The 21,804-nt window shown below is 67.9% G+C and carries 23 protein-coding genes and 1 pseudogene; 21 read left to right on the top strand and 3 right to left on the bottom strand.

Going from position 1 to position 21,804, the window contains the following annotated elements:
- Positions 1–59: 59 nt before the first annotated feature.
- The 16 genes and pseudogenes from AC0J5J_RS10210 to AC0J5J_RS10135 all read left to right on the top strand — a co-directional run bounded on the left by AC0J5J_RS10210 (position 60) and on the right by AC0J5J_RS10135 (position 13,944).
- Positions 60–1,490, top strand: coding sequence for a CCA tRNA nucleotidyltransferase (locus tag AC0J5J_RS10210; protein ID WP_474897850.1), 1,431 nt, complete (start codon positions 60–62; stop codon positions 1,488–1,490).
- A gap of 419 nt (positions 1,491–1,909) precedes the next feature.
- Complete coding sequence (locus tag AC0J5J_RS10205) at positions 1,910–2,761, top strand: hypothetical protein (RefSeq protein WP_474897848.1); 852 nt, start codon at positions 1,910–1,912, stop codon at positions 2,759–2,761.
- Between the two features lie 231 nt (positions 2,762–2,992).
- A pseudogene (rpsF, locus tag AC0J5J_RS10200) lies at positions 2,993–3,361 on the top strand (30S ribosomal protein S6); the annotation flags it as partial.
- A gap of 195 nt (positions 3,362–3,556) precedes the next feature.
- Positions 3,557–4,060 (top strand): single-stranded DNA-binding protein, encoded by a 504-nt coding sequence (locus AC0J5J_RS10195; RefSeq protein ID WP_134424629.1) that lies wholly within the window; start codon positions 3,557–3,559, stop codon positions 4,058–4,060.
- 55 nt (positions 4,061–4,115) lie between these two features.
- Positions 4,116–4,379, top strand: coding sequence for a 30S ribosomal protein S18 (gene rpsR / locus AC0J5J_RS10190; protein ID WP_035835236.1), 264 nt, complete (start codon positions 4,116–4,118; stop codon positions 4,377–4,379).
- Positions 4,380–4,387: 8 nt separating this feature from the next.
- Positions 4,388–4,837, top strand: coding sequence for a 50S ribosomal protein L9 (gene rplI / locus AC0J5J_RS10185; protein ID WP_134364771.1), 450 nt, complete (start codon positions 4,388–4,390; stop codon positions 4,835–4,837).
- Between the two features lie 439 nt (positions 4,838–5,276).
- Positions 5,277–6,668 carry a replicative DNA helicase gene (dnaB, locus tag AC0J5J_RS10180; RefSeq protein ID WP_134364772.1) on the top strand — a complete coding sequence of 464 codons (1,392 nt, stop codon included), beginning with the start codon at positions 5,277–5,279 and terminating at the stop codon, positions 6,666–6,668.
- 134 nt (positions 6,669–6,802) lie between these two features.
- Positions 6,803–7,960 carry an NAD(P) transhydrogenase subunit alpha gene (locus AC0J5J_RS10175; RefSeq protein ID WP_474897846.1) on the top strand — a complete coding sequence of 386 codons (1,158 nt, stop codon included), beginning with the start codon at positions 6,803–6,805 and terminating at the stop codon, positions 7,958–7,960.
- Positions 7,960–8,283, top strand: coding sequence for an NAD(P) transhydrogenase subunit alpha part 2 (locus AC0J5J_RS10170; protein WP_134424631.1), 324 nt, complete (start codon positions 7,960–7,962; stop codon positions 8,281–8,283). The genes AC0J5J_RS10175 and AC0J5J_RS10170 overlap by 1 nt, the downstream gene beginning before the upstream one ends.
- Entirely contained in the window at positions 8,280–9,653 is a 1,374-nt protein-coding gene (locus AC0J5J_RS10165) for an NAD(P)(+) transhydrogenase (Re/Si-specific) subunit beta (protein WP_474897845.1), read from the top strand. Before AC0J5J_RS10170 ends, AC0J5J_RS10165 begins: the two co-directional genes overlap by 4 nt.
- A 181-nt stretch (positions 9,654–9,834) precedes the next feature.
- Entirely contained in the window at positions 9,835–10,461 is a 627-nt protein-coding gene (locus AC0J5J_RS10160) for a hypothetical protein (RefSeq protein ID WP_474897844.1), read from the top strand.
- Between the two features lie 49 nt (positions 10,462–10,510).
- Complete coding sequence (locus tag AC0J5J_RS10155) at positions 10,511–11,110, top strand: copper resistance CopC family protein (protein WP_474897843.1); 600 nt, start codon at positions 10,511–10,513, stop codon at positions 11,108–11,110.
- Between the two features lie 85 nt (positions 11,111–11,195).
- On the top strand, positions 11,196–11,738 hold the full coding sequence (locus AC0J5J_RS10150; protein WP_474897841.1) for a copper chaperone PCu(A)C: 543 nt from the start codon (positions 11,196–11,198) through the stop codon (positions 11,736–11,738).
- Positions 11,738–13,000, top strand: a complete 1,263-nt coding sequence (locus tag AC0J5J_RS10145; RefSeq protein ID WP_474897839.1) for a Dyp-type peroxidase — start codon at positions 11,738–11,740, stop codon at positions 12,998–13,000. Before AC0J5J_RS10150 ends, AC0J5J_RS10145 begins: the two co-directional genes overlap by 1 nt.
- Positions 13,001–13,090: 90 nt before the next feature.
- On the top strand, positions 13,091–13,690 hold the full coding sequence (locus AC0J5J_RS10140; protein WP_474897837.1) for a DUF308 domain-containing protein: 600 nt from the start codon (positions 13,091–13,093) through the stop codon (positions 13,688–13,690).
- Positions 13,687–13,944 carry a hypothetical protein gene (locus AC0J5J_RS10135; protein WP_134424637.1) on the top strand — a complete coding sequence of 86 codons (258 nt, stop codon included), beginning with the start codon at positions 13,687–13,689 and terminating at the stop codon, positions 13,942–13,944. Before AC0J5J_RS10140 ends, AC0J5J_RS10135 begins: the two co-directional genes overlap by 4 nt.
- Before the next feature lie 14 nt (positions 13,945–13,958).
- Here the strand turns inward: AC0J5J_RS10135 and purB are convergent, their stop codons facing one another.
- Together purB and AC0J5J_RS10125 are read right to left on the bottom strand one after the other, a co-directional pair.
- Positions 13,959–15,341, bottom strand: a complete 1,383-nt coding sequence (purB, locus tag AC0J5J_RS10130) for an adenylosuccinate lyase (RefSeq protein WP_474897836.1) — start codon at positions 15,339–15,341, stop codon at positions 13,959–13,961.
- Positions 15,338–15,865 carry a low molecular weight protein-tyrosine-phosphatase gene (locus tag AC0J5J_RS10125; protein WP_134424639.1) on the bottom strand — a complete coding sequence of 176 codons (528 nt, stop codon included), beginning with the start codon at positions 15,863–15,865 and terminating at the stop codon, positions 15,338–15,340. The genes purB and AC0J5J_RS10125 overlap by 4 nt, the downstream gene beginning before the upstream one ends.
- A 152-nt stretch (positions 15,866–16,017) precedes the next feature.
- Between AC0J5J_RS10125 and AC0J5J_RS10120 the strand changes: the two genes are divergently transcribed.
- Together AC0J5J_RS10120 and AC0J5J_RS10115 are read left to right on the top strand one after the other, a co-directional pair.
- On the top strand, positions 16,018–16,371 hold the full coding sequence (locus AC0J5J_RS10120) for a hypothetical protein (RefSeq protein ID WP_474897834.1): 354 nt from the start codon (positions 16,018–16,020) through the stop codon (positions 16,369–16,371).
- Complete coding sequence (locus AC0J5J_RS10115) at positions 16,368–17,930, top strand: hypothetical protein (protein WP_474897833.1); 1,563 nt, start codon at positions 16,368–16,370, stop codon at positions 17,928–17,930. The genes AC0J5J_RS10120 and AC0J5J_RS10115 overlap by 4 nt, the downstream gene beginning before the upstream one ends.
- Here the strand turns inward: AC0J5J_RS10115 and AC0J5J_RS10110 are convergent.
- The gene (locus AC0J5J_RS10110) at positions 17,914–18,306 is read right to left on the bottom strand and encodes a phage holin family protein (RefSeq protein ID WP_134424642.1); all 393 of its coding nucleotides are present in this window, start codon (positions 18,304–18,306) and stop codon (positions 17,914–17,916) included. The two genes, AC0J5J_RS10115 and AC0J5J_RS10110, sit on opposite strands and share 17 nt — an antisense overlap.
- Before the next feature lie 99 nt (positions 18,307–18,405).
- Here AC0J5J_RS10110 and AC0J5J_RS10105 point away from each other — a divergent pair, with 99 nt between their 5' ends.
- The 3 genes from AC0J5J_RS10105 (at position 18,406) to AC0J5J_RS10095 (ending at position 21,717) form a co-directional block, all read left to right on the top strand.
- Entirely contained in the window at positions 18,406–19,509 is a 1,104-nt protein-coding gene (locus AC0J5J_RS10105; protein ID WP_134424643.1) for a histidinol-phosphate transaminase, read from the top strand.
- Positions 19,469–20,641: a thiamine pyrophosphate-dependent dehydrogenase E1 component subunit alpha gene (locus tag AC0J5J_RS10100; protein WP_134424644.1), complete on the top strand. Its 1,173-nt coding sequence runs from the start codon at positions 19,469–19,471 to the stop codon at positions 20,639–20,641. The genes AC0J5J_RS10105 and AC0J5J_RS10100 overlap by 41 nt, the downstream gene beginning before the upstream one ends.
- Positions 20,642–20,757: 116 nt before the next feature.
- Positions 20,758–21,717: an alpha-ketoacid dehydrogenase subunit beta gene (locus AC0J5J_RS10095; protein WP_474900212.1), complete on the top strand. Its 960-nt coding sequence runs from the start codon at positions 20,758–20,760 to the stop codon at positions 21,715–21,717.
- Positions 21,718–21,804: the final 87 nt, after the last annotated feature.

Raw genomic sequence — 21,804 nt, 5'->3', positions numbered from 1 at the left:
ACGGGTGGGATGACGCTGCGCCGGGCGGTCGGCGCCCCTCCAGCAACTAATATGGGGGCATGCAGAGCGTTGCGACAGCCCTCAAGCGGCTGGGCGACCTGGCTGCCACCCCCACGGTTTCCCGACTGGCCACGGCCTTCGCGAACGCCGGCCACGAGCTGGCCCTGGTCGGCGGCCCGGTGCGCGACGCCTTCCTGGATCGGCCGATCAATGACCTCGATTTCACGACGGATGCCACACCGGACCAGATCCTGAAGATCGTGAAGCCGATCTCGGACGCCCACTGGGACATCGGCCGGGCGTTCGGCACCATCGGCGCGCAGGTCTCCGGCGAGAAGGTGGAGATCACGACCTACCGGTCCGACAGCTACGACGGTCAGACCCGCAAGCCCGAGGTGGTCTTCGGGCACCGCCTCGAGGACGACCTCCTGCGCCGCGACTTCACGGTCAACGCGCTCGCCCTGCGCCTGCCGGGGCTCACCCTGGTTGATCCCGCGAATGGCATCGATGATCTGCTGGCCGGCGTTCTGCGCACCCCTATCTCCCCGGAGATCTCGTTCGGCGACGACCCGTTGCGCATGATGCGGGCAGCCCGGTTCACGGCCCAGCTCGGATTCTCCCTAAACGTAGACACCGCGGTGGCGATGGAAGCGATGGCGGACCGCATCCGTAACATCTCGGCCGAACGCATCGGCGAGGAGCTTACGAAGCTGCTGACGGCGGACAACCCGCACGCCGGCGTCGAACTGCTGGTGGACTCGGGGCTGTGTGCGCTGGTGATGCCGGAGATTCCCGCATTGCGGCTCGAGGTCGACGAGCACCACCACCATAAGGACGTCTACCAGCACACGCTGACCGTTCTCGACCAGGCCATCGGCTATGAGACATCCCGTGGCAACTTCGACGGCCCGGACCTGATCGTGCGCCTTGCGGCTCTCCTGCATGACATTGGAAAGCCGGCGACCCGCAAACTCGAGCCGGGTGGCGTGGTCAGTTTCTACCACCACGACCTGGTCGGAGCGAAGCTGGCCAAGAAGCGCCTGCGTGCGCTGCGCTTCGATAACGACACCATCGCGGCGGTCGCGCGTCTGATCGAGCTGCACCTGCGCTTCTTCGGCTATACCGAGGGTGCCTGGACCGACTCCGCGGTGCGCCGGTACGTGCGCGATGCCGGGGACCAGATCGAGCGGCTGCACATCCTGACCCGTGCAGACGTGACCACCCGCAACCGTCGCAAGGCCGACCGTCTCGGCTTCGCCTATGACGATCTGGAACACCGCATCCACGAGCTGAATGAGCAGGAGGAGATGGCGGCCGTGCGTCCCGACCTGGACGGGGAGCAGATCATGGCCGTGCTCGGCGTGCGTCCCGGCCGCGAGGTCGGTGAGGCCTACCGCTACCTGCTCGAGCAACGCCTGGACGACGGCCCGCTCGGTGAGGAAGAAGCCACCCGTCGCCTGAGCGCCTGGTGGGCCGAGCGCGCGCAGTAGCGCCCTCGCCGCCGCACAGACATCCCCTTCGCCCGTCGCCGAGGCTCGCCGTTTGTGCCGAGAGTAGCCGCGCGGGCGGCGACTTTCGGTTGAACCAGCGATAGTCGAGAACCAACGGCACTTCGCGAGCGGATGTTCGACTATCCCTCCACAGGGCCTCCGCAGTCCATCCTTCCCCCAGGATCCCCCAGTGCGGTCGAAGCCACTGAGTCGCACAACAGCATGGGGCTATGAATCCTGACTCCCCACATGACTGGCGGCCACTGCACCTCGGACGTGACGCTCGGCTTCTTGGCAGTGATGGGCGCCCCGTTCAGCGGCTGGTCCGCTCCGGTCAAGCCGTTCGCCTGCGGCGTGGCGTTGCCGTCGACGCAACCGGCTGGGAAACGATCAGTGATCGCGATCGGTACTTTCTGCGTATGCGCGCTGTGGGGGCCACCAGAAAGACTCGCCCCGTCTACTCCCACGAATCGGCTGCTGTTCTGTGGGGTCTGCCCGTCATCGGTCGATGGCCCGACGAGGTGCACCTCATGGCGGCCGGCAGAAGTGGCGTGCACTCGAAGAACGGGGTCACCTGGCACCACGACCGACTCCCCGACGAGGATGTCGTCGAGATCGACGGGATGCTTGTCACGAGTCTGCTGCGCACCCTGATCGACAGTGCGCGAACAAGAGGATTCCTGTCGGCAGTCGCCGCCCTCGACTACGGAACGAAACCTCGGTTCACCCTGCCGAATGGCACGGCTGCGTGCGGAATCGACCGCGACATCCTGATTGATCGACTCGACTCCGACGGACCCACGCGTGGGGCACGCGCCGCTCGGATCGCCATTGTCTTCTGTGATGATCGTTCCGGTTCGGTGGGCGAGTCTCTCAGCCGCGGACAGATTCATCTGTGCGGATTCCCGCCCCCTGAACTTCAAGTGTCCTTCGTGCACGGCGACGGGCAGGAAGACATCACGGACTTCCGGTGGGTTCAGAAGCAGGAGACCCGCACACTTCGCCTCCTCGGCGAATTCGACGGCAAAGTCAAATACACGCGGGACGACTTCATGAACGGGCGAACCATTGAGGAGGTCGTCTGGTCGGAAAAGCTCCGTGAGGACCGGCTCCGCGGCACCGGGCACGGAATGGCGCGCTGGATCTGGGCGGAAGCGCTGCGCCGGGAGAGCCTGCAACGCCTTCTTCTCGCAGCTGGGCTGCGTCCCGAACCAGGTAAACGCCCCGTGGGAGAAGTGAATGTCGCCATTCGGACCCAGAATCGCCGATAGGACGACGATGATCGGCACATTCGGCGATTCCCGCGATAACGCTGACGGCCTCCGCGTCGACAAGAGCGCCAAACCAGTGAGTGGACGGGGGCGGTGGCGGAGGGCCGTCGCTTCCGGTAGTCTTGGCAGGTTGTCTGTGCGCCGGATTCCCGGCCTCCGCGTTCAACACATGCACAACCCTCCTGTTGCAGAGATTCTGCAGCCGTTTAGTCCGAAGGAGGTGGGTTAGTCATGCATCAGTACGAGTTGATGGTTATCCTCGATCCCGAGATCGATGAGCGCACCGTAGCTCCCAGCCTTGACAAGTTCCTCAACGTTGTTCGCAACGATGGTGGAACCATTGACAAGGTTGACGTTTGGGGTCGCCGCCGTCTCGCATACGAGATCAACAAGAAGTCCGAAGGCATCTACGCCGTTGTCGACTTCACCGCGAACGCTTCTGCCACGGCCGAGCTCGACCGCCAGCTGAAGCTGTCGGAAGCCGTCATGCGCACCAAGGTTCTTCGCGCAGAAGAGGGCATTGCCCAGGTTGCCGTCGCAAGCAAGCTTGCCGCCGAGAAGGCCGCCCGCAAGGCAGCCAACCCGAAGGTAATCGCTGCGAAGGCTGAAGCCGCCGCCGCCGCTCCGACCGCCAAGGTCGCCGCGTCTGCAAAGCCCGCTTCGGCAGTTGCTGCCGCTGCGGTCAAGGCTGCTCCGGCCAAGGCCGACGCCCCGGTTGCCGACGCTCCTGCCACGGCAGAAGCTGCAGCTCCCGTCGCGGCCGAGTCCGCCGACAAGGCAAGCGACAAGTAGCCCATGGCCGGCGAGACCGTAATTACCGTGGTGGGCAACCTCACCAGCGATCCGGAGCTGCGTTACACGCAGAACGGGCTGGCGGTTGCCAACTTCACCATCGCATCCACTCCGCGCAATTTCGATCGCGCAACGAGTGAGTGGAAAGATGGCGAGTCGCTCTTCCTGCGCGCGAGCGTTTGGCGTGAATTCGCCGAACACGTGGCCGGTTCGCTGACCAAGGGTACCCGTGTCATCGCTACCGGGCGTCTCAAGCAGCGTTCGTATGAGACGAAGGAAGGCGAGAAGCGTACGAGCATGGAGCTCGAGATCGATGAAATCGGTCCTTCGCTGAAATACGCCACCGCTCAGCTCACTCGAGCGCAGTCATCGTCGGGTCCTCGCAGCGGCGGCGCACCTGCCGTTGCGTCGAACGACGAGCCCTGGGCTGCCAGTGCCCCCGCCGCGAACACCGGTGGAGACGTCTGGAACACTCCGGGAAACTTCAGCGACGAGACACCCTTCTAAGCCGGACCTTTCAGGTTCCTGGCTGAAAAACACTTCTTAAGAAAGTAAGGAAATCATGGCTGGAAAGTCGAGCGGCGACCGCCGCAAGCCGCTCCGCGGAGCTAAGGGTGGCAAGAACGCCGCTCCCGCGAAGTCGATCCGGGTTGGTGTCATCGATTACAAGGATGTCCCCACCCTCCGCAAGTTCATCTCCGAGCGTGGAAAGATCCGCGCCCGTCGCATCACCGGTGTTTCCGTTCAGGAGCAGCGTCTCATCGCCCGCGCCGTCAAGAACGCTCGCGAAATGGCGCTGCTGCCCTACGCCGGTTCAGGCAGGTAGGACACCTCATGTCAAAAATCATTCTGACGCACGAGGTCTCCGGCCTCGGTGCACCCGGTGACATCGTCGAGGTCAAGAACGGGTACGCCCGTAACTACCTCTACCCGCAGGGTTTCGCTGTTTCCTGGACCCGCGGTGGCGAGAAGCAGATTCAGCAGATCAAGGCCGCCCGCGTAGCCCGCGAGCACGCCACCCTCGAAGAGGCGCAGGCCCTCAAGGCTGCACTCGAGAACGCCAAGGTCAAGCTGGTCGTCAAGGCCGGCGAAGGCGGACGCCTCTTCGGCTCCGTCAAGACCACGGACGTTGCGGAGGCAGTCGCCGCCGCAGGGCTCGGTGCAATCGACAAGCGCAAGATCGAGCTCAGCCCGATCAAGATGACGGGCGAGCACCAGGCGACGGTTCGTCTTCGTGACGAGCTGAGCGCGACCATCACACTGCTGGTGGTAGCCGCAAAGTAAGACAGATCGCAGGTGTAGCGGCGGACTCCGTTTGGAGTCCGCCGCTACACCCGTTTAAGGAGTTCCGCTCACCCTGTTCAGGGGTGATTTCAGATCTTGAAAATGAGGGTTTGTGCACAGCTTCCCCCACAGCACACCAAGCTTCAACGGCTTGTTTAGATTACTTTCCACACACTGCTGTGAATAGTTTTTATACCTGATCAAAAGCATTTTATGAGTCAAAAAACTTAAGTTCTCCACAGTCGAGTGCACAGGTTGTGCACAAGACACGCGGCGTTTCGCCCAGATTCTCCACAGGCTTATCCACAGCCCGTTTTGGAGTCCGTCGAGCGAGGTCCGTAGTGTGGGCAGGCGGCCACAATCGAGGTGTGCACAGGGCTGAGGCAGCGATGTCGGAGGGTCCTGATAGAACTGCACCACGAGGAAAAAGGAGGCACAAGTGTCGATCGCTCACTTGGGTCTGGCCGACAAGCGCGGGGCCGACGGGCGCGGCGGACTGGAGCCCCGGCACACCGAGCGCACCCTTCCGCACGACCTCCTGGCTGAGCAGAGCGCGCTCGGCGGAATGATGCTGAGCAAGGACGCCGTCGCCGACGTCGTCGAGACCGTGCGGGCCGCCGACTTCTACATTCCCAAGCACGAGATCATCTTCGACGCGATCCTGTCGCTGTACGCACAGGGTGAGCCCACCGACGTCATCGCCGTCACCGACGAACTCACCAAACTCGGCGAGCTGTCCCGCGCGGGCGGTGCCGACTACCTGCACACGCTCACGAGCCTGGTACCGACCGCCGCCAACGCCGGTTTCTACTCCTCCATCGTCGCCGAGCGGGCCCTGCTCCGCCGTCTGGTCGAGGCCGGCACCCGCATCGCCCAGATGGGCTACTCGGGCGAGGGCGAGGTGCTCGACCTGGTGAACACCGCCCAGGCCGAGATCTATGCGGTCACCGGCGGCACCGAAACCGAGGACTACGTTCCTCTGACGGACGCCGTCACGGCGGCGATCGAGGAGATCGAGGCCGCGAAACTCAAAGACGGCCAGATGACCGGCGTTCCCACCGGCTTCGCCGACATGGACGAGCTCACCAACGGTTTCCATCCCGGCCAGCTCATCATCGTGGCAGCTCGTCCGGCTCTGGGTAAGTCCACCCTGGCCCTCGACTTCGCCCGCGCGGCGTCGATCAAGCACGACATGCCCAGCATCTTCTTCTCCCTGGAAATGGGTCGCAGCGAAATCGCGATGCGTCTGCTGGCGGCCGAGGCATCCGTGCCCCTGCAGAGCATGCGCAAGGGTGCCGTCGACGCTCGCGACTGGACCACCATCGCGGCCACCCGCGGCCGTATCAACGACGCGCCGCTCTACATCGACGACAGCCCCAACATGACCCTCGTCGAGATCCGGGCCAAGTGCCGCCGACTGAAGCAGCGAGTGGGCCTCAAGATGGTCATCATCGACTATCTGCAGCTGATGACCTCGGGCAAGAAGGTCGAATCGCGCCAGCAGGAGGTCAGCGAGTTCTCCCGGGCATTGAAGCTGATGGCCAAGGAACTCCAGGTTCCCGTGATCGCCCTCTCCCAGCTGAACCGTGGTCCCGAGCAGCGCGCCGACAAGATGCCGGCCATCTCCGACCTGCGTGAATCCGGTTCCCTCGAGCAGGACGCCGACATGGTCATCCTGCTGCACCGTGAGAGCGCGTACGAGAAAGACAACCCGCGAGCAGGGGAGGCCGACCTCATCGTCGCCAAGCACCGTAACGGACCCACCCGCACCGTCACGGTCGCCTTCCACGGCCACTACTCACGCTTCGCAGACATGGTGCCGGGCGCGTAGCGCCGAACCGCACCGGTCATATTCTCCGGACGGCACCCGAACCCCACTACGCTACGACTGGGGCTGAAAGTGCCGCGCAAGCGTTCGGATCGGTCCGTTCTCTCCTTCGTGGCCGCCACGAAGGAGACATGCGCGTGAGAGTCGGAATCGCACGAGAACGCCTGCGGGGTGAGCGCCGCGTCGCGGCGACTCCGGAGACGGTAACCCAGCTCACGGCACTCGGACTCGGAGTGCTGGTCGAGGCCGGGGCGGGAACGGAGTCCGGACACTCCGATACCTCGTACACGGATGCCGGCGCGACAGTTGTGCCGCTCCTCACCCCGGGCGACGTCGAGATCTTCTGCCACGTGCGTCCGTTGACCCCTGAGTTCGCCGGCACTCTGCGGCCCGGCACCGTCACGCTCGGCCTGGCGTCGCCCGCCTCCGAGCTGGCCACCGTCGCCGCCCTCGCCGCGTCCGGGGTGACGGCCTTCGCCCTCGAGCTGGTTCCCCGCATCTCGCGCGCCCAGTCGATGGACGCCCTCACCTCCCAGTCCCTGGTCTCCGGGTACCGCGTGGTGCTGGAGGCAGCCATCCGCTTCCCCCGGTTCTTCCCGCTCTACATGACCGCCGCCGGCACGATTCCGCCGGCCCGCGTGCTCGTGCTCGGCGCCGGCGTCGCCGGACTGCAGGCCATTGCCACGGCCAAGCGGCTCGGCGCCCGGGTCTCCGCCTACGACGTGCGCCCGGCATCCGCCGACGAGGTGACCTCGATGGGCGGAACCTTCGTGAACCTCGACCTGGACGCCGTCGAGGGCGCGGGCGGCTACGCCCGCGAACTGAGCGAGGACCGTGCCGTGCGCCAGCGCGAGCTGCTGGCGCCCTACGTCGCCGCCGCCGACGTGATGATCACCACGGCGGCCATCCCCGGCCGCGCCGCCCCGTTGCTCGTCACGCACGACATGGTGACCGCGATGCGCCCCGGTTCGGTCGTGATCGACCTCGCCGCCGAAACCGGCGGGAACGTCGAGGGTGTTCTCGCCGGGCAGGACACCCAGGTGCCCACGAGCGCCGGCGACGGCTTCGTGACACTGGTCGGCATGCAGGATGCCCCGTCCACCATGCCGGCGGATGCCTCCCGCCTCTTCGCCAAGAACGTGGCCAACCTGCTCGCCTTGATGACCGCCGACGGTGCCGTGACGCCGGACTTCACCGATGAGGTGGTTGCCGGCGCCTGCCTGACCCATGACGGCACGATTCGGCACGAACCGACGGCCGCCGCCGTAGCCGCAGCCGTGACAGGAGAGAACTGATGGATCCGATCACCCTGCTGACCGTCGTCGTGCTGGCGGTCTTCGTCGGCTTCGAGGTCGTCTCGAAGGTCTCGAGCACGCTGCACACGCCGCTGATGAGCGGCGCGAACGCCATCCACGGCATCATCCTGATCGGTGCCATCATCGTCGCCGGGCAATCCCTGGAACCGTGGCTGCTCGCCGTCGCCCTGCTCGCCGTGGTGATGGCCACCGCGAACCTCGTCGGCGGCTTCGTCGTCACCGACCGGATGCTCCAGATGTTCGCCCCCCGCAAGCCGGCCGGCGTCGATACGAAGAACGACCCGAAGGACACGACGAAATGAGCCTGCTCAGCCCCGAGTGGACCGGCCTGCTCTACCTGATCGCCGCGGTCTGCTTCATTCTCGCCCTGCGCGGACTGTCCTCGCCGAAGACCGCCCGCCGCGGCAACCTGATCGGGGCCGCGGGCGCGCTGCTGGCCGTGGTCACCGTCTTCCTCTCCGCCCGGATCGAGAACATCCCGTTCATCCTGATCGCCATCGCGGTGGGGTCGGCGATCGCCGCGCCGATCTCCCGGCGGGTGGAGATGACCCAGATGCCCCAGCTCGTCGCGCTCTTCAACGGCGTCGGCGGCGCCGCCGCCGCGCTGGTCGCCGTGCTGGAACTCCACAGCAGCGAGAGCCCGTGGAGCAAGGTCGCAGTCGTCTTCACCATGCTCGTCGGCGCGGTTTCGTTCTCCGGTTCCGCCGTCACCGTCGGCAAGCTGCAGGGTCTGATCAGTTCACGTCCGCTCATCTTCCCCGGCCTCGCGATCGTGATGGGCGGCGTGGTGCTGGCCGCCCTCGTCGCCGGAGGCTTCGTCGTCGCCACCGGTGCGGCCGGCTGGGCCATCGCCCTCCTGGTGCTGGGCCTCCTCGTCGGCGCGCTGCTCGTGCTCCCCGTCGGCGGCGCGGACGTTCCCATCGTGATCTCCCTGCTCAACGCCTTCACCGGGCTGGCCGTCGCGGCCTCCGGTATCGTGCTCGGCAACCTGCTCCTCGTCGTGGCCGGCACCCTCGTGGGCGCCAGCGGCACGATCCTGACCCGCGCGATGGCATCCGCCATGGGCCGAGGCGTCAGCGGGATCCTGTTCGGGGCGTTCAAGGGCGGATCCACGGCCGGCTCGACTACGCAGAGCGACCGGCCCGTGCGCAGCTCCAACCCGGAAGACGTTGCCGTGCTGCTGAACTACGCCCAGCGCGTCGTCATCGTGCCCGGTTACGGCCTCGCCGTGGCGCAGGGCCAGCACACCATCGCTGAACTGGCCACCACCCTCGAGGCCCGCGGCGTCGAGGTCGTCTTCGCCATCCACCCGGTGGCCGGCCGGATGCCCGGGCACATGAACGTGCTTCTCGCCGAGGCCAATGTGCCCTACGAGGCGTTGAAGGAGATGGCCGAGGTCAACCTCGAATTCAAGAACACGGATATCGCCCTCGTCGTCGGTGCCAACGACGTGGTCAACCCGGCCGCGAAAACGTCGCCCGGCTCGCCGATCTACGGCATGCCGATCCTCGACGTCGGTGAGGCCCGGCAGGTCGTCTTCCTCAAGCGGTCGATGCGTCCCGGTTTCGCCGGCATCGAGAACGAGCTGCTCTACGACCCGAAGACGACGCTGCTGTTCGGCGACGCCAAGGACTCCCTGACGAAGGTGCTGGGCGCGGTCAACGCGCTCTGACCGGGCCGGCTCTGACCGGGCCGGCTCTGACCGGGCCGGCTCTGACCGGGCCGGCTCGGTCCAGGCCCGGCGGTGTTCGCCTCCGGCCCGGGGCGTGACCCTGGCCTGTCCGGGCGCTCAGGTCTGCGCGGTAGGGTGTCGTCACGGAAGAAATCCAACCGGGCATTCCGAGGGAGAAGCCATGGCGAGCAGGTGGGCGCGATTCGTTCGCGGCTGGCTCACGGCATCCGTCGCCATCTTCGTCGCCGCCCTCTCGCACGTTGCTGCCGGCGGCAGTGCCCCCGGGCCGCTCAGCGTGGTCCTGGCCCTCGCGTTCGCGGGGGTCGCGTCGGTGCTCCTGGCCGGCAAGAGCCTGTCCCTGTTCCGCCTCTCCCTCTCCGTCGGGGTCAGTCAGCTGCTGCTGCACGCTCTGTTCGGCCTCGGCGGGGCGTCGAGCGTCGTCATGACGGGTTCGTCCCATCACCACGGCGCGGGCCTGCCCGAGATCACCGATGCGGCGGCTCTGCCGCTGGTGTCCATGGCCGCCGCGATGCCCGGCACGAGCTGGATGTGGGTTGCACACACCCTGGCCGCCATCGTCACGATCGCGGCCCTCCACCGCGGGGAGAAGACCTTCTGGGCACTGCTCGAGGAGACTGCGAACCGTCTCGTCGCGGTTGTGATCGACCGCGTCGCCCCCGTCTCGATCGCAGCGGATGCCGCGGCCTCGCGCCCGGTCTTCGGCCGGGTCTTCGTACCCGCCGATCTTGGCGTGCTGCTCTCGAGTGTGCTCCGTCGTGGTCCACCGCTGCGCGCCCTGACGCACTGACTCCCGACCCACTCGACGCTGCAGCACCTCCACGAACCGGAGTACTTCGATGACCCATGCCCTTCTGCGACGCCCGGCAACGGGCCTTCTGCTAACCCTGACCGTGATCGCGCTGGCCGTCCTCGGCCCGATGGCTCCGGCGGCGTACGCGCACGATCAGGTGCAGTCGACGCTCCCGGCTGACGGCGAGCACGTCGACACCGCTCCGTCGGCGATCACCATCACCTTCACGGACGAGATCCTTGAGCTCGGCGCCATCGTGATGGTCGTCGACGACGAAGAGCGGAACTGGGCCGAGGGCGAAATGGGCCTCGACGGGGCTCAAGCCACGCAGGCTGTGGAGCCCGGGATGCCCGACGGCGCCTACCAGGTGCGCTGGCGGGTCGTCTCGGCCGATGGGCATCCGGTGTCGGGGGCCTTCGCCTTCGCCGTCGGTGACGCGGTTCTGCCCGAAACCGGCACGGGTGCAGCGACGTCGGAACCGTCACACGACGCCGGCGCGGAGCCCGCAGTCTCGGGCGACGACGCTGAGTCGGGCGCCGGAACCGGACTGCCCCTGGCTGTGGTGGGCCTCATCGGCGCCCTGGGCGGGCTCGCCGTCTTCGCACTGTTCACGCTGTGGAGAGCCAAGCGCCACCGCAACCCCTGAAAAACCTGAAGCACCAGAAAAACCCGAAGCACCTGAGGCACCACACTGTGCCATTCCCAACGAACCTGAACCAGGAGAATTCCCCTTGAAGCTCAACACTGCTCCCACCCGCCTCACCGTTGCCGCCGCCGTTCTGATGCTCGCCCTCTCGGGCTGCGCCGGCGCGGCCGAGACGCCTGCGGCGACCGCCGAGGCCAAGACCGCCGCCGACACCCTGACGATGACGGATGCCTGGGTCAAGGCCTCCGAATCCGGCATGACCGGAGCCTTCGGCCTGCTCGAGAACGCCGGCACGGCCGACGTGACCATCGTCTCGGCCGACACTTCTGCGGCCTCCATGATCGAACTACATGAGACGGTCACCAATGACGCCGGAGACATGGTCATGCAGGAGAAGCAGGGCGGCTTCGTGGTGCCGGCCGGCGGATCGGTCGAGCTCGCGCCCGGCGCGAGCCACATCATGCTGATGGGCCTCACCGGCCCGTTGGCCGCCGGCGATGAGACCACCGTGACGCTGACTCTCGACGATGGATCGAGCCTCGAGTTCACCGCCCCGGTGAAGGACTACACGGGCGCCAACGAGACGTACGAGGGCGACACCGAGATGGATATGGACACCGACAACTAGTGAGTTCCGAACCGACGAACGACCAGCCTGACCAGGCTGAGCCGGCGGCCCACCCGGGCCGTCGGCTCAGCCGGCGGCACCTCCTTCTGGGCGGTGCCGCCGCCGGGATCGGTGCCGCCGGCGCCATCGGCGTCGACCTCGTCGCCAAGGCCGGGCGTGGTGGCTCGGCGGCGCCCGCGGTTCCGCTCTTCAGCGGAACAGCGACCGTACCGTTCTTCGGTCTGCACCAGGCCGGCGTCGACACGGAGCCGCAGGCGCGGGCCACGTTCGTGGCCCTCAACCTGCTTCCCGGGGTCGACCGGGCGGCGCTTCGGCGCATGATGCGCATCCTGACCGATGACGCGGCCCGACTCACCCAGGGTGAGGCTGCCCTGGCCGATTCCGAGCCGGAGCTTGCTGTCGTTCCAGCGCGACTGACCGTGACCTTCGGTTTCGGGCCCGGCCTCGTCGCCATCGCCGGGGGAGAGGCACCCGGCTGGTTGCGGCCGCTGCCCCCGTTCACGATCGACCGGCTCCAACCGGAGTGGAGCGACGGCGACCTCCTGCTGCAGATCGCCGCCGACGACCCGCTGACGGTCGCCCACGCCACCCGGATGCTGCTCAAGGACCTGCGCTCCTTCGCGGCGGTGCGCTGGGTGCAGTCCGGTTTCCGTCGTGCCGCCGGTTCGGAGAAGCCCGGCACCACCATGCGCAACCTGTTCGGTCAGGTGGACGGCACCGCGAACCCCGTGGTCGGAACCGCGGACTTCGACGCCCTGGTCTGGGGTCAGGCGAACAACCCCGCTTGGCTGGCGGGGGGAACGGGCTTCGTCTTGCGGCGAATCAGCATGGACCTCGACAAGTGGGACGGGCTCGACCGGTCGGGCCGCGAGTCCACGATGGGTCGCACCCTGGCCAACGGGGCACCGTTGACGGGAACGAAAGAGCGCGACGAACCCGACTTCGAGGCGAAAACGTCGCTCGGCTTCCCGGTCATCCCCGAGTTCTCCCACCTGCGGCGAGCCCGATCCGAGGACAGGAGCCAACGCATCCATCGCCGTGGCTACAACTACGACGAGGCACCCTCGGGCACCGGTGTCTCCAACTCCGGACTGTTGTTCGCATGTTTCCAGACGGATGTCGACGCGCAGTTCGTTCCCATCCAGACGCGCCTCGACACCCTCGACCTGCTCAACCAGTGGACCACTCCGATCGGCTCCGCGGTGTTCTCGATTCCGCCGGGATGCACGCCGGAGGGCTACATCGGCGACACCCTGTTCTGACCTCCCGGCGGGGCCTCCGGCCCCGCCGGGAGCCTCGGCGTGCCCGCGTAGACTGGACCTGTCTCAACCCGCAACGAAAGAGGTCGCCGCGTGGCGAACGCCCAGGCTCCACACGCACGTCAACCCCGGTACTGGCTGGTGCCGGTGCTGCGCTCAGCCGTCGCCCTTGTCCCCGCGGCGGCGATCACCTTCAACGCCGACCATTCGGCGGAGTTCGGCCTCGTCGCGTTCGGTGCGTTCGCGCTGGTCAGCGGCCTCACGATGGGTCTGCTCAGCCGGCGCACACTGTCCGACCCGCGGGAGCGGTCCCTCTTCCTGGTGCAGGGGGCCGTCGGGGTGATCGCCGGCATTCTCGCGCTGGTCTTCCACGCTGGCGGGCTCGGCTTCTTCCTCTTCCTGGTCTCGGTCTGGGCCGCTGTGACAGGGTTCCTCGAGCTCTACAGCGGAATCCGGGCCCGTCGACGGGACCCGGCCGACCGCGACTGGCTGCTCGTCGGCGCCGTGACGGCGTTCCTGGCCCTGGTCTTCCTGCTCCTGCCGCCCAACGCGGTGGTGTCGGTCGGTCTGTTCGGTGCCTACCTTGTGGTACTCGGCGTCTACCTTGCCATCGCCGGGTTCTCCCTCAAGTGGGCAGGCACGGATGCCGCCCTCATCCTCGCGACTTCACCCAACGATTCGGACACCCTGTGACCCAGAACACGCCGCGCAAGCCCACCCGCTCCGAGAAGCTCAAGCCGGTGGAACTCGTCGGCTTCTCGGCCGTGATGGCGTTGTTCCTCGGCCTCGTCGTGCTGATGAGCACCCGGGACGTGGTGCTCTCCCTGATCGGCTTCGGCGGCACATTCATTCTGGTGCTCGTCGTGATCGCGATGCTCGTTCTCGGCATGAAGCCGAACTCGATCGAGCGCACGGACATCGACGAGCAGAACCACCCGCTGACCTGACCCGCGCGGCAGAACTACGGCAGGTAGTCCAGCAGCGGGTCCGCGAGGCCCACGTAACTGCCGGGCGTCAGCTCGAGCAGCCGCGCTCTGGCGGCGTCGCCGATCTCCAGAGCGGCGACGAACGCCACCAGATCGTCCCGGTTGATGCGCTTGCCGCGGGTGAGTTCCTTGAGCAGGGCGTACGGGTCCTCGATCGTGGAACGTCCCGCCGACACCTCGGCCCGGATCACGGTCTGGATCGCTTCGCCGAGGATCTCCCAGTTGGCATCGAGGTCGCGTGCGAGCATGGCGCGGTCGATGTCGATCTCGCCGAGGCCCCGCGCGATGTTGTCGAGTGCGAGCAGGGAATGGCCGAAGCCCACACCGATGTTGCGCTGCGTGGTGGAGTCGGTCAGGTCACGCTGCAGGCGCGAGGTGACGAGCGTGGCCGCCAGGGAGTCGAGGATCGCACTGGACAGCTCGAGGTTGGCCTCCGCATTCTCGAAACGGATGGGGTTGATCTTGTGCGGCATGGTCGATGAGCCCGTGGCCCCGGCCTGCGGGATCTGGCGGAAGTAGCCGAGGGAGATGTAGGTCCAGACATCCGTCGCCAGATTGTGCAGAACCCGGTTCGCGTGGGAGATGCGCGAGTAGAGCTCGGCCTGCCAGTCATGGGACTCGATCTGCGTGGTCAGCGGGTTCCAGGTGAGGCCGAGGCCCTCGACGAAACCGCGTGAGACGGCGGGCCAGTCCACGGCGGGATCGGCGGCGACGTGCGCAGCGAAGGTGCCGGTGGCGCCGCTGAACTTGCCCAGGTACTCGCTGTTCTCAACCTGAGTGGCCAGGCGTTCGAGCCGGTAGACGAACACCGCGAGCTCCTTGCCCACCGTGGTGGGCGTCGCCGGCTGGCCGTGCGTGCGGGCCAGCATGGAGTCGGCGCGGTATTCGAGGGCGCGCAGGCGGAGGGCGCCGATGACGGCGCGGAACTTGGGCAGCCAGACCTCGCGCACGGCGTCGCTGACGGTCAACGCGTAGGACAGGTTGTTGATGTCCTCGCTGGTGGCGGCGAAGTGGGTCAGTTCGCTGATGTGGTCGAGGCCCAGCGTGGTCAGGCGGCGGCGCACGAGGTACTCGACGGCCTTCACGTCATGCCGGGTGGTGGCTTCCAGAACGGCCAGCTCGTCGATTTCGGCCTGGCCGAAGTCGGTGACCAGCGCGCGCAGGGCCAGCTTCTGCTCGGCGTTCAGCGGCACGGATCCGAACAGGCTGCGGTCGGTGAGGGTGATCAGCCACTCCACCTCAACCTGCACGCGAGCCCGGTTGAGACCCGCCTCGGACAGGTATTCTCCCAATTCGGTGACGGCGGCGCGGTAGCGGCCATCGAGTGGGCTGAGGACCTGGGGCGGTAACGGACTCATCGGACTCCCTGTCGGATTGCGGGTGCAAGTTGCGCGAACAGCGCTTCATTGGCGCTCTCAATCATGCCAAGAACCGTGTCAAAAAAAGCATCGTCCGAATAGTAGGGGTCCGGAACGTCCATCAGGGCGGCCTGGGCCGGGTCGAAACTGAGCAGCAGGCGCACCTTGCTGCGGTCCCGGTCGGTCGATGCCCAGTTGCGCAGGATGCGTTCCTGCGCGCGGTCGAGCACCACGACGAGGTCGAGGTCGGCGAACCATTCCGGGTCGAACTGGCGGGCCCGGTGGTGGCTCCCGTCGTAGCCGTGGGCGGCCAGGGCGGAGATCGTGCGCCGGTCGGCCTGCTCCCCGACATGCCAGTCGCCCGTGCCCGCGGAGCTCGTGGTGATCAGCCGGCCCAGGCCCGAGCGGGTGATCAGGTCGCGCAGCATCACCTCGGCCATCGGCGAGCGGCAGATGTTGCCGGTACAGACGAAAACAATGCGGAACGGTGTCGACTCATCGGGCGTGATCGACACAAAGTCCATGTCCCCATTGTGTGGCACTGCGCACCCCTCCACAGTCGGCGGGCGGACGCACATTTCGTGAACACGCGGATTCGGCGCGGCCCGGCAGGCGCGTGGTGGCACGCTCGCAGTGCGCGAACCGTGGCGGCGGCGGCGGCGCGGGAAGGGCAGACATGGGCATTCCAGGTGACACATTCCTCTCCGAATACGCGGTGGAGGCGCGCCTCGACGGGCTCCGCGAGCGACGGATGCTGCTGCGCCAGCTCCGCGACGACGTCGACCTGGCCGCGGGCCGGCTCACGGCCGCTGACCTGACCGGTTCGTGGCGCTCGCCGGCGCAGCAGGGCTACGACGCCCAGCGCGGCGACCTCGCCGGCGACCTGCGCCGCGCCGCCGTGCTCATCGACGACGCCCTCACCGCCGTGGTGACCTCCATCGACGAGATCCGAGCCGCCCGGGACGCGGCTGCCGCGCCGGCCCCGGCCGCGAGCCCCGCCGCGATCCCCGTCGCGAGGGGCGGGCGATGACCGCGGAACGGCCCGACGGCGCGGGGGACACCCTGATCGTGTCCGGCGGTGGCACCACACTCGTGGCCAGTGACACGCTGCTGGCGGAGGCAGCCCGGCTGCGACTGTTGCAGGCGGCTGCGGAGGACTGGCTGGGGCGACTGAGCCGCATCCAGTCTCTGGATTCCGACCCGTCGACGGGCCCGGTCTGGGCGGCGGCGCCCGGCGCGGGGGAAAGCGTCTACGCGGCCCGGCACGCGCTGAGCGCCGTTCTCGAGCGCAGCGGGAGCCTCGCCGATGCGCTGCTCACGGCGGCGGAGGGCTACGGCCGGGCCGACCGGATCGTCGACTGGGGCACCCGCGTGTCCGGGGCCTGGCTGGGCTCCACACTGGGAATGCTGGCACCCCTCCTCGCCCTGGCCGCGGTACCGGCACTCACGGCCGGCACGGTGGGGTTGCTGCTCGGCCTGCTGGTCACCGGCACCCGGGTCGGGGATCCGGCCGCGCTGGCCGGATCCTGGCTCCAGGCGCATCCGCGGGCTCTGACCAACCCGCTCCTGGTCGCGGCGGTGCGGGTGCTCGTCTCCTCGGTCGACGACGCCGCCGCGGGCCGCGCCGGGGTGCCGTTCCCGGTGTCGCTCGCCCTCGGCGACGAGGGGGCCGGCGTTTTCGGCGTGACGACGACAGCGGCAGCCGCGGTGGTGCTCGCGCGGTCGCTCGGGCTGCTGCGTGAGACGCCGGTGTCCGTGGAGCGGTTCGATGCGCCCACGCGCCGCCTCGGTCCGCCTCACCCGCAGGCATCCTCCGGCCCGCCTGCGCCGGGCGCTGCCGTGCCCGGCCTCGGTGCCCCGACCCGGCCGGTGGCCCCGCCGACCGGATTCGGAGATCTGGCCGCCCGGATCCCCTCGGTGTCGGCCGACGCCCCCCAGATGCGGATCGAGCGCTACGGCGACCCGGATGACGCGTCCTGGATCGTCTACATCGGCGGCACGGCCGCGTGGAGCCCGGTCACCGGCGAACAGCCGTGGGACCTCACCTCCAACCTGGCCGCCGTCGCCGACCAGGGCTCCGGCTCCTACCGCGCGGTCGTGCAGGCGCTGCACGAGGCCGGGGTGGCGCCGGGCGACCCCCTGGTGCCGGTGGGTCACTCCCAGGGTGGGCTGGTGGCCGCCCAGCTGGCGGCATCCGGCGAGTTCAACACCGTGATGATGGCCACCTTCGGAGCTCCCAACGGCCAGGTGAGCCTTTCGTCCGAGGTATCGGCCGTCACGGTCGAGCACTCCGACGATCTTATCCCCGCGGCGGGCGGGGCCGCCAGTGCCGACGATGCGCGCCTGATCGTGCGCCGCGAGGTGTTCGGCGATCGGATGCCGCCGCCGGACCTGGTGCTGCCGGCGCACGCTCTCACCGAATACCGGGACACCGGGCGTCTGATGGACGACTCCGAGGAGCCGCGATTGCGGCAGTTCCGGGCGGACCTCGAGGGCCTGACGGGGACGAACGCCGGTGCCGCGTCCCGGTGGCGGGGCATCCGCCTGGTCGGCGGGCCCGTCGGCGCCGCGCCTACGAGCGGGGGCTGACCGGACGGATCAGCACCCCGAGGATCCAGCTGAGGATGCCCAGGACCAGGGCCCCCAGCACTCCCCACCAGAAGTCGTCGACCGCCAGCCCGAAGCCCACCAGGTCGGAGAACCAGGCCACGATCATCAGCAGGAAACCGTTCACGATCAACGAGATCAGGCCGAGGGTGAGGATGTAGACCGGGAATGCGACCACGCGCACGAACCCGCCTACCACGCTGTTCACGAAGCCGAAAACCAGGGCGACCAGCAGATACGTGACCACGAGCGGCACTGCGCCCTCCGCGTAGGGATCCACGCGAACCCCGGTGACGAGCAGGGTCGTGAGCCACAGGGCGAACGAATTGAGAATCAGTTTGATCAGGAATCTGGCCATGCCTCCACTATGACATCGGGGGCGTCGGGGCGCACCGATGCGTTTGCCGTGGGCATGGCTATGCGGCCACGTGAATATGCCGCGGCGTAGAATCGCCGAGTGAGCCCATCAGACCCGACTTCGGTCCGCCTGCGCCCTGAGATTGTCGCCCTGCCGGCCTATCGGCAGGGACAAGCCGCCGCCGCCACCGCGTTCAAGCTTTCGAGCAACGAGAACCCCTTCGACCCGCTGCCCGGCGTCATCGCCGCAGTGAGCGCCGAAACCGCCTTCAACCGCTACCCGGATGCCTCGGCGCTGGCTCTGCGCGAACGGCTGGCCACGCGGTTCGACCGGAGCGTCGACGAGGTGCACATCGGCGCCGGTTCCGTGGCCATCCTGGCCCAGCTCATCCTCGCCGCCGCCGGTCCGGGCGATGAGGTGCTCTACTCCTGGCGTTCCTTCGAGGCCTACCCGGGTCTGGTCACCGTCGCCGGCGCCACGAGCGTTCAGGTGCCGAACCGACCGGACCACGGCCACGACCTGCCCGAGATGGCCACCCGCATCACGCCGCAGACCCGTGTCGTCATCATCTGCAGCCCGAACAACCCCACCGGCACCATCGTCACGGCGGACGAGTTCGAATCCTTCATGGCCGTCGTCCCGCCCGACCTCCTCGTCATCCTCGATGAGGCGTACTGCGAGTTCGTCACCGACCCCGACGCGGTCAACGGCCTTCCGCTACTGGCCCGGTTCCCGAACCTGGTCGTGCTGCGCACCTTCTCCAAGGCCTATGGTCTGGCCGGCCTCCGCGTCGGCTACGCCCTGGGCCCGGTCGCCGTGCTGGACGCGGCCCGGTCCACCGCGATCCCGCTCTCGGTCACGGGGGTGGCCAGTGCCGCCGCGCTTGCGTCGCTCGACGCCGCCGACCAGCTGCTGCGCAGGGTGCGCGCCCTGTCCGAACGGCGCGACCGCGTCTGGCGTCTCCTCGGAGATCAGGGGTGGAACATCCCGGCGCCCCAGGGCAACTTCATCTGGCTGCCCACGGGCGAGGAGACCACGGATATCGCCGACGTCCTGTCGGCCGTGGGCCTCATCGTCCGCCCGTTCCCCGAAGGCATCCGGATCTCGATCGGTGAGGAAGAGTCTGTGGACAAACTCCTTGGCATTTGCGCCGACATTGTTGATGATCTACCAACGGGGCACCCCGCCCGGAAGTCAGGTTAGTCCGGTGACAGCGACCCCCGCGAGCTCTCCCACGGTACGACTGCTGTCCCCGGAGGGTGTCTTCGCCCCGAGCGAGTCGGCGGCCGAATTCCTGCCGTACCTCGATCGGCTGACCGAAGCCGACTACCGGCGGTTCTACCGTGACATGGTCGTCGTGCGTCGCTTCGACACCGAGGCCGCGAACCTCCAGCGGCAGGGCCAGCTGGCCCTGTGGGTGCCGAGCCACGGCCAGGAGGCCGCCCAGGTCGGATCCGCCTACGCCACCCGCCCGCAGGACCACGTCTTTCCCTCCTACCGGGAGCATGTCGTCGGCATGATCCGAGGCCTCGACCCCGTCGACATCCTGCGGATGCTGCGCGGCGTCACCCTCGGCGGCTGGACCCCGGAAGACCACGGCAACTTCCACCTCTACACGCTGGTACTGGCCTCGCAGACGCTGCACGCCACGGGTTACGCGATGGGCATGCAGCTCGACGGCGCGACCGCGACCGGTAACCCCGAGACCGACCAGGCCGTCATCGTCTACTACGGCGACGGAGCCTCGTCGCAGGGTGACGCCAACGAGGCGCTCGTCTTCGCCGCCAGCTACCAGACCCCGCAGGTCTTCTTCCTGCAGAACAACCACTGGGCCATCTCGGTGCCGGTGACCCGGCAGTCCCGCACTCCGCTGTACCTGCGCGCCGCCGGGTTCGGCATGCCCGGCACCCAGATCGACGGCAACGACGTGCTAGCCAGCTATGCGGTGACGGCCAAACACCTCGACGACGCCCGCGCCGGCCACGGCCCGGCCCTGATCGAGGCCCTGACCTACCGTGTCGGCGCCCACACCACCGCCGACGACCCCACCAAGTACCGTGACCCCGAGCAGCTGGCCTACTGGGTCGCCCGCGACCCGATCGTGCGCTTCCGCAGCTACCTGCAGGGTCTGGGCGTCGAGCAGGAGTTCCTGGAGGCCGTCGACGAGGAGGCCGATGACTACGCGGCGGATGTGCGCCGTCGCGCCCTCGACATCCACTCACCCGACAAGACGGTCATCTTCGACAACGTCTATGCCGAACCGCACCCCCTGATCCAGGAACAGCAGGCCTGGCTCGACCGCTACGAGGCATCCTTCGAAGGAGGCGACGCGTGAGCGACACCATCGTGACCAGCATTCCCGGCCAGGCGACCCCGCAGCACGCGGCGGCGCCCGTGGTGCCGACCGCCACCCCGCGGGCCCTTCCCGGCACGGGCACGGTGAGCCTGCCCATGACCAAGGCCCTCAACGCGGGTCTCCGCCAGGCTATGCGCGACGACCACAAGGTGCTCCTGATGGGTGAGGACATCGGCCCGCTGGGCGGCGTCTTCCGCGTCACCGAGGGCCTGTTCGCCGAATTCGGCGACAAGCGCGTGCTCGACACCCCGCTGGCCGAGTCCGGCATCATCGGCACCGCCATCGGCCTGGCCCTGCGCGGCTACCGCCCGGTCTGCGAGATCCAGTTCGACGGCTTCGTGTTCCCCGGCTTCGACCAGATCACCAGCCAGCTGGCCCGGATGCGCAACCGGCACGAGGGCGAAGTGATCATGCCCGTGGTGATCCGCATCCCTTACGGCGGCCACATCGGTTCGATCGAGCACCACCAGGAGAGCCCGGAGACGTACTTCGCGCACACGCCGGGCCTGCGTGTGGTCAGCCCGTCGAACCCGCACGACGCCTACTGGATGATGCAGGAGGCCATCGCCTCCGACGACCCGGTCATCTTCTTCGAGCCCAAGAGCCGCTACTGGCCCAAGGGCGAGGTGAACCTGGCCGACAGCGGGGCGGCCCTGCACGCCAGCCGCGTGGTGCGCAGCGGCACGGATGCCACCGTCGTCGGCCACGGCGCCATGGTCAGCGTTCTGCTGCAAGCCGCGGAGCTCGCGGCAGTGGAGGGCACCAGCATCGAGGTCATCGACCTGCGCTCGATCTCGCCGATCGACTACGGACCCATCCTTGCGTCGGTCGAGAAGACCGGGCACCTGGTCGTGGCCCAGGAGGCCCACGGCTTCGTCAGCGTCGGATCGGAGATCGCCGCCACCGTCATGGAGAAGGCGTTCTACCTGCTCGAGGCTCCCGTGCTGCGCGTCTCCGGCTTCGACACCCCGTTCCCGCCGGCCGCCGTGGAGACGCATTTCCTGCCCAGCCCGGACCGCGTGCTCGAGGCCGTCGACCGCGCCCTCTCCTACTGATCCCCCCGCCCGCTGATGACCCCACAGCTCCACCGACAGTCACCTTTCCGGTCGAGAGTGCCCGTTCTGCGGGTCACTCTCGACCGG

It is taken from the genome of Cryobacterium sp. TS_SC_7 (genome assembly GCF_056156285.1).
The sequence above is the reverse complement of the archived record's forward strand: the minus strand, read 5'-3'. Positions and strand labels throughout refer to the sequence as shown.

Coding starts and splice junctions, on each gene's coding strand:
- AC0J5J_RS10210 (WP_474897850.1), top strand. CDS start 60: ATGCAGAGCGTTGCGACAGCCCTCAAGCGGCTGGGCGACCTGGCTGCC.
- AC0J5J_RS10205 (WP_474897848.1), top strand. CDS start 1,910: ATGCGCGCTGTGGGGGCCACCAGAAAGACTCGCCCCGTCTACTCCCAC.
- AC0J5J_RS10195 (WP_134424629.1), top strand. CDS start 3,557: ATGGCCGGCGAGACCGTAATTACCGTGGTGGGCAACCTCACCAGCGAT.
- rpsR (WP_035835236.1), top strand. CDS start 4,116: ATGGCTGGAAAGTCGAGCGGCGACCGCCGCAAGCCGCTCCGCGGAGCT.
- rplI (WP_134364771.1), top strand. CDS start 4,388: ATGTCAAAAATCATTCTGACGCACGAGGTCTCCGGCCTCGGTGCACCC.
- AC0J5J_RS10170 (WP_134424631.1), top strand. CDS start 7,960: ATGGATCCGATCACCCTGCTGACCGTCGTCGTGCTGGCGGTCTTCGTC.
- AC0J5J_RS10165 (WP_474897845.1), top strand. CDS start 8,280: ATGAGCCTGCTCAGCCCCGAGTGGACCGGCCTGCTCTACCTGATCGCC.
- AC0J5J_RS10160 (WP_474897844.1), top strand. CDS start 9,835: ATGGCGAGCAGGTGGGCGCGATTCGTTCGCGGCTGGCTCACGGCATCC.
- AC0J5J_RS10155 (WP_474897843.1), top strand. CDS start 10,511: ATGACCCATGCCCTTCTGCGACGCCCGGCAACGGGCCTTCTGCTAACC.
- purB (WP_474897836.1), bottom strand. CDS start 15,341: ATGAGTCCGTTACCGCCCCAGGTCCTCAGCCCACTCGATGGCCGCTAC.
- AC0J5J_RS10125 (WP_134424639.1), bottom strand. CDS start 15,865: ATGGACTTTGTGTCGATCACGCCCGATGAGTCGACACCGTTCCGCATT.
- AC0J5J_RS10120 (WP_474897834.1), top strand. CDS start 16,018: ATGGGCATTCCAGGTGACACATTCCTCTCCGAATACGCGGTGGAGGCG.
- AC0J5J_RS10115 (WP_474897833.1), top strand. CDS start 16,368: ATGACCGCGGAACGGCCCGACGGCGCGGGGGACACCCTGATCGTGTCC.
- AC0J5J_RS10110 (WP_134424642.1), bottom strand. CDS start 18,306: ATGGCCAGATTCCTGATCAAACTGATTCTCAATTCGTTCGCCCTGTGG.
- AC0J5J_RS10100 (WP_134424644.1), top strand. CDS start 19,469: ATGATCTACCAACGGGGCACCCCGCCCGGAAGTCAGGTTAGTCCGGTG.
- AC0J5J_RS10095 (WP_474900212.1), top strand. CDS start 20,758: ATGACCAAGGCCCTCAACGCGGGTCTCCGCCAGGCTATGCGCGACGAC.